6 protein-coding genes are annotated in these 11,414 nt (G+C 27.9%); all 6 read right to left on the bottom strand.

Annotated features, from left to right (window positions below; all coding sequences use genetic code 11):
* Nucleotides 1-66: 66 nt before the first annotated feature.
* Nucleotides 67-984, bottom strand: coding sequence for a DMT family transporter (locus tag ACAG39_00870; protein ID MEZ0535779.1), 918 nt, complete (start codon nucleotides 982-984; stop codon nucleotides 67-69).
* A gap of 106 nt (nucleotides 985-1,090) precedes the next feature.
* Complete coding sequence (locus ACAG39_00865) at nucleotides 1,091-1,939, bottom strand: hypothetical protein (protein MEZ0535778.1); 849 nt, start codon at nucleotides 1,937-1,939, stop codon at nucleotides 1,091-1,093.
* Nucleotides 1,940-1,978: 39 nt separating this feature from the next.
* Nucleotides 1,979-2,332, bottom strand: a complete 354-nt coding sequence (locus ACAG39_00860) for a cupin domain-containing protein (GenBank protein MEZ0535777.1) — start codon at nucleotides 2,330-2,332, stop codon at nucleotides 1,979-1,981.
* A 194-nt stretch (nucleotides 2,333-2,526) separates the two neighbouring features.
* Nucleotides 2,527-5,751 (bottom strand): helicase-related protein, encoded by a 3,225-nt coding sequence (locus ACAG39_00855; GenBank protein MEZ0535776.1) that lies wholly within the window; start codon nucleotides 5,749-5,751, stop codon nucleotides 2,527-2,529.
* 33 nt (nucleotides 5,752-5,784) lie between these two features.
* Nucleotides 5,785-8,520: a phospholipase D-like domain-containing anti-phage protein gene (locus ACAG39_00850; protein MEZ0535775.1), complete on the bottom strand. Its 2,736-nt coding sequence runs from the start codon at nucleotides 8,518-8,520 to the stop codon at nucleotides 5,785-5,787.
* A gap of 13 nt (nucleotides 8,521-8,533) precedes the next feature.
* Nucleotides 8,534-11,413, bottom strand: a complete 2,880-nt coding sequence (locus ACAG39_00845; GenBank protein ID MEZ0535774.1) for an anti-phage-associated DUF1156 domain-containing protein — start codon at nucleotides 11,411-11,413, stop codon at nucleotides 8,534-8,536.
* Between the last annotated feature and the right edge of the window lies 1 nt (nucleotide 11,414).

Here is an 11,414-nt window from a genome sequence, read left to right as displayed (position 1 = left end):
ATTCAATAGAATTAATCCCTTAAAGTAAAACATAGTCAATTACAATTAAATTTTTATGTTAATTAGTTAATTTTCATTAAAAAAGTTTGGTTTAAAAATGATACTTTTTAAATTACTTTTATCTTCATTTTGGACTAAAAATATTCCTAATAATATGATGAAGGTTCCTATAATTAGATTTATGGAGATCTTTTCATCAAGAAAAATCCATGCAAATATACTTGCGAGTATTGGCTTTATGAAAAATATCATTGAGCCAGCACCTGCATTCATGTATGTTAAACCTAAAAAGTATGTATAATAAGCTATACCTGTAACAAACAACGTAAGATATGTCATAGGCAGCATGGCCTTTGCTGATATATGAAATAACGAAGAATTATTAAATAGAATAATAGGTATCAAAAAAATGCTACCAAATAAAAAAGAAAAAGAATTCATAATGATACTATCAGTTTTTTGTGCAAACTTTTTACCCATTGTTGTGTAAATACCATATGTAATGGCAGATAATATAAGAAGTATAATACCATGTAAATAAGATACGCTGATTGATAAATCTTTATAAAATACAACTATCAAACCAATAATACCAATCATAAGACCAGATATTTTTTGAATATTTAATTTTTCATTTAAAATAAAATACGCTGAAAGTACTACAAAAAGAGGATTTGAACTAAATATAACAGCAGCTAAACTAGCTTTTTTTGTAGTATTAATACCAATTTGTAAAAATGACATACTAATAACTACATTAATTATTCCAATTAATGCAACAAATAAAATATCTTTTGCTGATAACTTTATTCTTTTTGTTTTTATACTTTTTATTGCTAATGGTAAAAGTATAAGCCCACCAAAAAAGAATCTAATAAAATTTACTTGTAATGGATTAACAACTCCTGTTAAAGTTCTCCCCACAACTTCGTAAGAACTAAAAAATATTACTGTAATAGCCAAACAAATATAGCCCTTTTTCATAAGCTTCACTTCTTTTCTTGCTTTTTAATATTTAATTATAAATGTTTTTTTTATAAAAACCAAGTAAAAATTAATAACCGAGTGCAAGAATCAGCACTCGGTTTTTTTACTTCATAATATCAGTTTTATTTGGGCTACTGCGGCCTTCTAAGTCAGGTGGACGTCTTTCTAAAGCAGCTAAAGATATCTCAACATCTTCATCTACCTCTTCAGGTGTTAGGCAACCTACTGTTACCATATCAATTGGTCTTATTGTATTCCAGACAAAAGTAAGACCAACAAACGGACTTACACGCCCTGCTGCCATCGGTTTTATTGTAATTACTGGTTTTTTAGCATCCCAAATAACCTTATGTATGTATTCCACTTCAATTTGCATCAAAAATCCCATACAGTTATAAATCTGGATATAAGTTTGCACATCATATTCATTTAAATCTGAATAAATAATAAGCTCTGGCATATGGCAAGAAAGCCCCGGAATCATTCCATGGTCTCTAATCATTTTAAGATAATCTGGCAGCCTTTCAATTGTCCTTTTATTTTTATTTACAAGCTGTTCAACAGAGCTATGATGTGGAAGGCAGAATTTTGCACCAAGTTTTTTACTTTCTGAAATAATTTTTTCAGTTTCTTTTCTTGCAATAGAATTATCATCTACATTTATAATTGGAGTATCAATAATTATCATTTCTTTGCCAGTCTTATCCTCAGCCATTTTAACTGCATCAATCAATAGCTGATTACCTACAAAAGGTCCCATTATAGCATTTATACCATAGTTTAAAAACCTTTCTATTATCTTTGAAATTGCTTCTTTTGTAGAATGTTGACGTTTGATAAGTGTATCAGCAGCAGGGCTTGTATGGCTATAACCAAGTATCCAGTTTGTTCCTATAATCATCCTTGGAAGTGAAATACCTTCAACCTCTGTTCTTGGAAATGAAAAAGTCATAAAACATTTCCCCCTTTTTTATATAAACTCTTAAATAAATTAATCAATCCCTACTTCAAAAACTAAAATCTTTAGGTCATGCTCAGAATTATTTCTAAGTCCATGTTCACCAAAAGGCTTATTTAATATAATGTCACCTGCTTTTACCTCTTTTTCTTCTCCATCAACAGTCATAATGCCATTTCCTTCTAAAACAATATAAAGTTCTTCGTCATTACCGTGTTTATGAACTCCTATTGATGAACCTGGTGTTAGAATTGTGTAATTAATAAATCTTAGATTTGACTTAAAATCTTGGTTAAAAAAGAGCTGAGCATGATTAGTAGTACCTTTACCATCATGCATATTTGATTCTTCTTGTAATATGGCTTCTAAAAAATTACGTACTAACATTAAAACACCTTCTTAATGTAGATTTTACATTATTATATCATAATTTATATAAATAATTTTTTTAATTAATTAAATAATATATAAATCATTATAGATATTTTATTAAAAAAATTTCTAAATTAAGTTAAGTTCTATAAAGCTTAATTATCAATGTTTATCTTTGTAAAATGTTTATTGTAACTTGTTTTAAATCATTAAATATAATTTATATACATACCTTTAAAATTCAGAAAATAGTCTTCTATAAAATTCCATCTTTCTTCATTAGTCATCTCTTTTAATAAAAATTCTCTTAAAATTGCTTGTGAATTTTCTCGTCTTTTATTAATATCAGTTAGTATACTATTTGAATAATTTTGCCGAATTAATCTTGCTAACTTATTAGGGTCATTAATCCTAATAAATATCTCTGTATTTTTCCCACCAATAATTTCATAACTTGCTAAATTAAATATCTCTAATAACATAGCTAATAATAATGTATGATTTCTTATTCCATAATTATGTAGAGCCAAGTATGTTGAATAAACATTATCAGTTTGATTAGGTTTAGCTGATAAAATTTCCTTATTGATATAATTTTTTAGCGTTGCAAAATTAGAATTCATAATTCTATACTCTTTTTCATCTTTTGATAAATTTCTCCGTTCCTGTATAAACTTCAACCTATCAATATTTTGATTAAAAGCTATATTTTGAGATGTTTCTGCTACAAAAAGATCAAGTAGAATATTTGTAAGTTCTAAATTTCTAAAAATCCAAGGCAACTTTTCAATACATTTTTTTCTAAATTCATCTCTGTTAAAAACACTACCTCTTAACTTAAAATAATAAAAAATATCAATTAATTTTTCTATATAGTTAATAATATCAGTTTTTATTTCATCGTATCTTTTATTATAATGAATCTTTAAATTAAATCGAGGATATAATTTTTGACCATAGTTAAATAAATCACCTTCATAAAATTTCCATTTGAATTGTGCAAATGTTAAATGATTAAAATGGTTTTCCCATAATGCTGCCATATCTACTTCATATATATTTCCAACATTAAATTCTATTATATCACCATCCAAGTTATTATTTGAAGGTATTATTCTGCTTTCGTAGTCTTTAATTCGTTTTGTATAAACACCATAATCTCTTATAAATTTTTCTTCTATTTCATATGGTACACATACAAAATTCTTGGTAAACATACTTTTTGGTCTAATATTTATAACTGGAAAAGCAAAAGTTTCGTGTAAATCTTTAGATATTAATAAAAGGGCACTTTTTACTTTATTTTCGATATCAGTATAGTCAAATAAATATGAAAAATTATCAGCTGATATAAGAAATTTATTTCGTTTTTTTGTTTTATATATTTCATATAATTTGCTCATTACTTCTTTTATTTGATATTGTTTTAAACCTGAAAGGCCATATAATACTCTAACATATTTCATATCTTTATCTGTAAAATCAATACATGCAATTCCTTTTATTTTTTTATCTCGAGCAGCTCTGCCAATTTCCTGAACATAATCTGATAAATTACCCGTTGGTGCATAATGATATATATATTCAATCTCTTGAATATCTATACCCATTCCAAATGCCTTTGTACAAATAATAACCTTAAAGTTACCATATTTAAAATCTTCTTCTGCTTTTAATTTATCATGTTTATCCATTGAACCATAATATCTACCAACATATTTTTTATATTTGTCATCTAAAGAATTATAAATATCATCAACCTGACTTACATAAGGACAGTATATAATTCCTTTTTTATTGTTATCAATAAGGAATTTTATTTTATCTATTGTGCATTTTAATTTAAAATCATCTATCCTTTCTTTATTTTCCCGAAGTGTTTGATTATCCCACTTATTTATGCAAAATTCAATATTTTCTCTTCTTACACTACCTAAAAATATTTTTGTTTTATATAAATTTAAATTTTTGATTGTTTCATTAACCATATCTTCTGGACCATTATATACAGCAGTAGCTGTTAAACATAATATAGGAAATTTAAAATTACTTCTTCTTAATTTTTCTAAATAATCGCCCAAAAACCAATAATCCGCTCTAAAATCTCTACCCCAAGTTGTTACTAAATGTGCTTCATCAATTACAAATAAACCTATTTTTCTGCTACCAATAATATTATTTATACTATTAGCTAAAAGCATTTCAGGTGATAAATAAATAATTGATATTTTCCCCTCTCTAATATCATTTATTATTTTTTGTTTTTCTTCATAATTAATTTCTGAATTAATACAAGCAACATATTCAATACCTCGTTCAAACTTTAATTTAGAAACTTGATCTCTCATCAATGCTATTAAAGGTGTTACTACAATTGTTATGGCATCTAAATACTCAGCCAAATAAATAGCTGGTATCTGGAATAACAGCGATTTTCCTGCACCAGTTGGTGCTGTTATAAAGATATCATTGTATTCAGTGTTATTTAATGCATTTTGAGCTTGTTGTGAAATAAATTCAATTATTTGACCTTGAGACATTTCAATAACTTCTTTATTTTCATCTGGATTTTTATAGATTTTTAATTTTCTAAACTCTTTATCCATTCCCCAATATCTTTTAAATATATTTAAATATATCTCGTTATCTATATTATCCTTTATAAATCGCTCATTATATGTAATTTTAAAATTTATATTTGACTCTTTAAATAATCTAACTAACGGTTTTAATTTTTCAATATCATTTTTACTATCTATTTGTAGATTTACATTATTAATTTCTTTGCCCTTTTGAACATCTGTTAATAACATATCATATTGTTTACTATTTAATGAAATTTTAAGGTTAAAATCACATTTATCATATGTTTCTATTTCAATATTTTCAAAGAATTTAATTTCTTCATATTTATTTTCGTCATCAATATTTATATATGTTATGCCATATATATCATCATAAAGCTTTTTAATATCTGCATAATATAAAGAGAAAATGTTGTCCTCTTCATTTTCTTTATCATTATTGCAATAATCATAATATTCATCCAATTTCTGTTTTTCAATATCAATAGGATAATAGTTGGAAAACAAATTATTATTTACAATATAAATTTCCCAATTAAAATTTACTTTTATATTATTAATTAACTTGGCAATCATAATTAATTCTTCATAAAAACCCCATGCTATTTCTTTATCGAAATTAAATAATTTTGCTAAATATTTATTTTTATTTTTCTCCAACTTCTCTATATCTATATATCCATATTTATTTATATATTTTTTATCAAACAAAACTATTGGTTTTATCTTGTATAATTCTTTATAAAAGCTACCTGGAAAACCTTTGAAAAAAATTATTTTCTTTGATGGCTTTTTCTCATAATAATCAATTATCTCGCTTAATCTTTTAATATAATATTGATTAATCATAAATAATTCACCACCATTTTATAAAATTAGGATTTACTTCCACCCGTTTAAGAGTACCTTCCTCTTTTCATAATTATCTAAGACATCAGAACAGGTTTCCCAGTTTATTTTGCCTATATATCTTGAGTTTTCATATCTTAATTGGAATGGGTGCTGTTTTGGAACTTCATCTATCTTTCTTTTTGCTTCTTCAATCTCATTTAGGGCAACATCAACCCAAATATCTTCTAAAATATCTGGTATCTGTCCAAACATATTATAAAAACTTTCAAGTCTTTCTGATAAAAGATGATGAACTCTATCTTCAACAGAATCTTTATACCTCATGTTATATATAAAAACCTCATCATATACTTGTCCTATTCTTTGAATTCTTCCTTTTCTTTGTTCAAGCCTTGTGGGATTCCAAGGTAGGTCAAGATTTATCAATGAACCTAAAGTTTGTAAATTTAATCCCTCACTTGCTGCATCTGTTCCAACAAGAATTTTTATTTCGTAATTTTTAACAAGCTTTTTAATCTCTTCTTTAGTTTTTCTTTCAAAAACCCCATTAATTATTACACCTGATTTATCTCCTCCAGCATATATTCCTATCTTTTCATCTTTTATATCTTTTGAAAGATTTTCTGCTATAAAATAAGCTGAGTCATAATATTGACTAAAAATAATGCAGCCTCTTTCCATCCATTTATCTTTAGTTAACAGTTTCAATGTAAGTAAGTATTTAGGATCTTTTTCTTTATTTGAATCAAGCATATTTATAAAATTAATTAAACACTGCCTTTCTTCATAAGTTAAATCCTTAATTTCTGAATATTTTTCTTCATGTTTTTCTTCATCAATTTCATCTTCTTCATAATTATAATAGTAATCAATACTACCCCAATTATTTAACATCTTTTCAGCAGTGTTTCTACCTGCAATAATTGTGCTACCAACTCTTTTTAGTAGTAATGTTTTTAAAAAGCCTCCACCTTTTACTCTTTTCTGAAGTAATGAACTAAACTCTTCAGCATATTCATATGCCTTTTTTAAATATAGTGGTAAAATAAGTGCCTCTTCATCACTTTCGCCAAACAGTTTAGTTTCGACCTTTTTTAAATAATATTCGCCTGTTTCTGGATTTATTGTGTTTTCAAGATATTCTCTTGTCCTTCGTACAATGTGTCTTATAAATGGATTATTATTTTTTATATAATCATTATCTATGATTCTTTCAAATCTTCTATAATCAGGTGGAGATTTTCTTAATTCTTCAATTTTTTCATATTTAATCACAAATTCATTATCATTCATTTCTAATCTTTTTCTTATAGTTCCAAAGGTAAACATATCTTCATTAGCAGGTGGAAAAGGATTACGCAACCACTCTATATATTCATTATCATCTTTGGATAGCTCTTCTTTTCCCATGACTAAATTAACTGCTCTTTCGGGAAATCTTCTCCACATGCTAAACTGACTTCCTAAAACACTATCATCTTTTTGCGATAATATTTCAAGTAAATCCCATGCTTCAATTGGATATAGCTGAACTGGTGTTGCAGTAGCTAATAACATACTTTTTGTCTTTTTTGAAATCTCCATTAAAAATCTCATAAGGTTATTCTGATTGCTTATTGTTAATTTAACATCTGATTGATTATATTTTTTTCGACGTGATCTATGTGCCTCATCAACAATTACACATTCATATTCAAGGGATAATAAATGATCTATGCATTGTGAATTTGCTGTTATTAAGCCTTGTGATATGATACCTATTCTTCTTGGACATTTTTTTATGGTCGCATCTCCATTTGCAGGATATTTTATTCCATTTTCATCAATCCACTCTCTACCTGTCCATACTGCTGAAGGAATATCTAATAGTGTATATATTTCGTCTTGCCACTGCCAGATTAAAGTTTTAGGAACTATTATTAGTATTGGCTTTTCACCATACAATGCCATAAGAAGTGCAGAGGCTGCTAACTGAATGGTTTTACCAAGTCCTACTTGATCAGCAAGTATAAATCTTGCTCCATATGGTTTTTTATGTTCCTCAAATGCAAGATTGATAAAATACTTTTGATGTTCCCAAAGACCAAATTCTTTTCTATAAACTGGTGATTCAACAATAGTTGATGCAGGATTAGATTCACTTTTCCACTCATCAATTGAATATATTACCTTTCTTTCAGATATCCTTTTTATATCGTTTATAATAAATTCAGAAATTGGAACAGCATAAGGGCTGTTCCAAAAATAGTTAAATTCCTCTTGTACCCAATTAATTGCTTCTTCAGAATCATCTTCCCAAAGAAGTTCATAATTTAGCTTCCAACCCGAGAGTGTTTCATTTGTGCTACCTAAAAACGAAGTTTTTTTACCATCTTTTAATGTAATTACTCCTGCTTTACCATGAATTAAGCCAAATATTTCATTTGGAATTATCTTTATTTGTAATTTATTGCTTTTTATCAATTCATATAATTTATTTAGTCTTTTCTCTGCACCACTAAACTTTTTTTCGGGTTCAAAGCCACACCATTCTCTTCTCATAGCATTTAATGCTAATTTTGCTGTCTTTACATCATTAACATTCATTTCTGAATTGCATACTACCCTAATATTACCTTTGATGCTTTCAATTGATTCACCTGCAACTTCTATAATAGATGAGCAAAAGTAACCAGCTATTCTATCATATGATAAAGCATCTTTTAATTTTTCGTTTAAAAAAATCTCATCAATTCTTTGTTTTCTTGAGGAATATCTATAAATCATTTGTTCACCTCAATTAAACACCATAATTTTCAATATATACTTTCAATAATTTTGCGAAATACGCTTCTTTTTCCCATTGTTTCATATTTTCAAAAGAATCTAAAGTAGATAAATAATTAAGAATCTCCAAAATAATGTTTCTTTTATTCCAAAAATCAGTTTCATTCTTGAGCCAATTAAAGCCTGATAATGTGTTTTCATCTCTGACTGTTAGGTATAAAGCTACCAATATATTTCTCAATAAAGACTTATGAAAAGCGTCATTGCTACCTATTCCTTTCATACCAAGTTCTAACGCTGTTTTTACACGAACGGCATTAGCTTTTGTGCTTGCTAATATATCTTTATAGTTATAAACACCATAGCCTTTTGCAATCTCTTGATAAGAAGACAACTGATAAACCTTGTCTTTTTCTAAATCAATTCCCTTTAAATAAAATCTTTCATCAGGTTTTAAAGAACGCCATATTTTATTATCAAAGCCATTTGGAACTAAGTAATTTATTGCTATATTTTTTGCTTCTTCAATAATTTTGATTATTGGTGAGTTATACCCAGGTTGATTTATCTTTTTTAGTTCATATCCAATATCAATATCTTCTATTTTTTTGTAGTTTGTTAATACTTTTAAAGCTGCTGCATAAGAAGCTAATATGTAGTCTGGGTCATGGTAATTTGGCTCTTCTTTGTTATCCAACATATTCATTACATCAATCTGTTTTTTTACCTCTATTTCAATTTGCGGTAAAAGTTCATCTAAAAAAGCTGTTTCTTCTGATGTTTGTTTCCTTAATACCAACAAAACAGTCCCTTTTACATAATTACCATCTTTTAAGCCTCCTGAATCTGTTTCTGTTGCTATATTCCATGCAGCAGTTATCCTTAACCCTGATGCCCATAAAATCAATGCAAGGTTTGACCAAACCTTGACATCTTGGTGTGTGAACATTACAATTTGCATACCATCATCAGTCATATGTTGGGTTATGTTTTTATAGATATCAATCATAGTTTGGTTAAAATCTTCACCAGTTCCCTTAACTGCAAGTGCCCTTTTACTATCTGTATACCAATCTGGAAATATGTCTTTTAACATCTTTTTATCCCATGCCAAGAAGAACTCAGATAACTCATGGTAATTCACAGCATCAGCATAAGGTGGATCAGTGAGCCAAATATCACAATAGTAAGATACTTTATAAGCATCACCTAGTCTTAAGCAGATATTTCTATTACTATTATTTATTATTTGAATTAACTCAATAAGCCATGTATCAATAATTGATTTTAACCCTCTAGTTCCATAATTATACAAAGTATTTAATGCTTGATTATAATATGTTTGTGCTGTATGACCTACCCCTCCAGATTTTGTTGGATCCCACCTGCATAATTTAGAATTCCAATCAGTACATCTACCTATTCCAATTAGTCCTAATATTTTTTCATTATTAGTTTTTGCCTCATTGTCAATTAGCTCCATCAAAAGCCCATGCAAAAGAAGCTGCCTTGGATTAAATAACTGGTGCCAATATGTCCAGCCTCTTGTTCTAATAAGTTCATTAGTTTTTTCACCTTCTTCAATTGCACTACTTGGAATATACCCTTTTGACTGCCAATCTTCAAACCTTTCACTTAATAGCTTTATCACCTTTTCTTCTCTTTCTAAGTCCTTTTGAGTAGGTGCTATGTAATATCTATGACCATTATCATCTTGATATCTTATACAATATAGCCTTTCTTGAAAAATATCATTTTCTCTTGGAATAAATTCGTTTTTCTCCCACTTTCTTAGTCCATATTGAGTTGTGCCATCATCAAGCCTTCTATCCTTTCTTATAGCTGCAATTGGTGTTTCTATTTTACAATGAGGACATACAAGTTTGCTATTTATTATTGTCCCTTTTTCTGCTTTTTTCATCTCATCACTTGTTACACCTGATTTTATCTCAATATCATATCCTTTATTCTCATTTTCTTTTAATATAGCAATTGTTTTTGTATTTTTCCCAATTATCCATGATGGTGCAAGGGGAACTTTGTATCCACATTCTGGGCAGATTGTTTCATTGCAATATAAATATGCATTTGCTCTATGTCCCATTTCATTATGTTCAATACCCCATTCAGTTATGATTTTGTCTGCTTTGTTATATACATTTTCTTGAAATCTCTTAAGAGATTCTATCTCTTCTTTACTACTACCTAATATATTTAAAGATGCCCATGTAAGTAGCATAGCAACAGGGTTTAGGTCTGATGCAAAAACATCAAATCCCATTCTTGCAGCTTCAAAAGGAATACTACCTCCACCTGCAAAACAATCACCTACCGTTGGAACTTTACCAAATCTTTTTTCACCTAATTGTCTCATAAGTTCCTGAAGGCTATATGCATTTGTTCCTAAGTGATTATTTATAATATTCCATTCATTCTTTTCTGTATTCTCTATTTCTTCAGGTCTTTTGCAATATTTTATTTTTTCATCATATGATAACCTTTTAAATACAGTTAATTGAAGCTGCTGCTTTTCCGTAATAGAAATATCTTTTTTAAGTTTTATTTTTCCGTTTTCTTCAATAAAATATATTTTCTTTTCTCTATCTGTTGAATGTCTATACATGACATCAGCAGGAATGGGCTTATCCTTTCTTTTTAGCAAGCCATCATCATCCATTGTTAAAATCTTTAAAAATATCTCCATATCTTTTTTTGGGTCTTCAGATGATGGCATAATAAGCCCTAATAATGCTGCTCTAACCAATATAAGAGGCTTTCTACCCCACCATTTCCCAAGGCCAGTTAATGTTTGGCCACTTCCTGCCATTCGCTCTTTATAACTCTCTTTTGATATTTTAGATATAGGAAATTGAACTTCTATAAAACTTTTCATA

It is taken from the genome of Caldicellulosiruptoraceae bacterium PP1 (assembly GCA_041320695.1).
In the GTDB taxonomy this organism is placed as follows: domain Bacteria; phylum Bacillota; class Thermoanaerobacteria; order Caldicellulosiruptorales; family Caldicellulosiruptoraceae; genus JBGGOQ01.
Note: the sequence above shows the minus strand (reverse complement) of the source record. Positions and strands in the feature narration are given on the sequence as shown.

What these genes read in the sequence shown, in the direction of transcription:
- ACAG39_00860 (MEZ0535777.1), bottom strand. Translation starts at nt 2,332, where the DNA reads ATGTTAGTACGTAATTTTTTAGAAGCCATATTACAAGAAGAATCAAAT.
- ACAG39_00870 (MEZ0535779.1), bottom strand. Translation starts at nt 984, where the DNA reads ATGAAAAAGGGCTATATTTGTTTGGCTATTACAGTAATATTTTTTAGT.
- ACAG39_00855 (MEZ0535776.1), bottom strand. Translation starts at nt 5,751, where the DNA reads ATGATTAATCAATATTATATTAAAAGATTAAGCGAGATAATTGATTAT.
- ACAG39_00865 (MEZ0535778.1), bottom strand. Translation starts at nt 1,939, where the DNA reads ATGACTTTTTCATTTCCAAGAACAGAGGTTGAAGGTATTTCACTTCCA.
- ACAG39_00850 (MEZ0535775.1), bottom strand. Translation starts at nt 8,520, where the DNA reads ATGATTTATAGATATTCCTCAAGAAAACAAAGAATTGATGAGATTTTT.
- ACAG39_00845 (MEZ0535774.1), bottom strand. Translation starts at nt 11,413, where the DNA reads ATGAAAAGTTTTATAGAAGTTCAATTTCCTATATCTAAAATATCAAAA.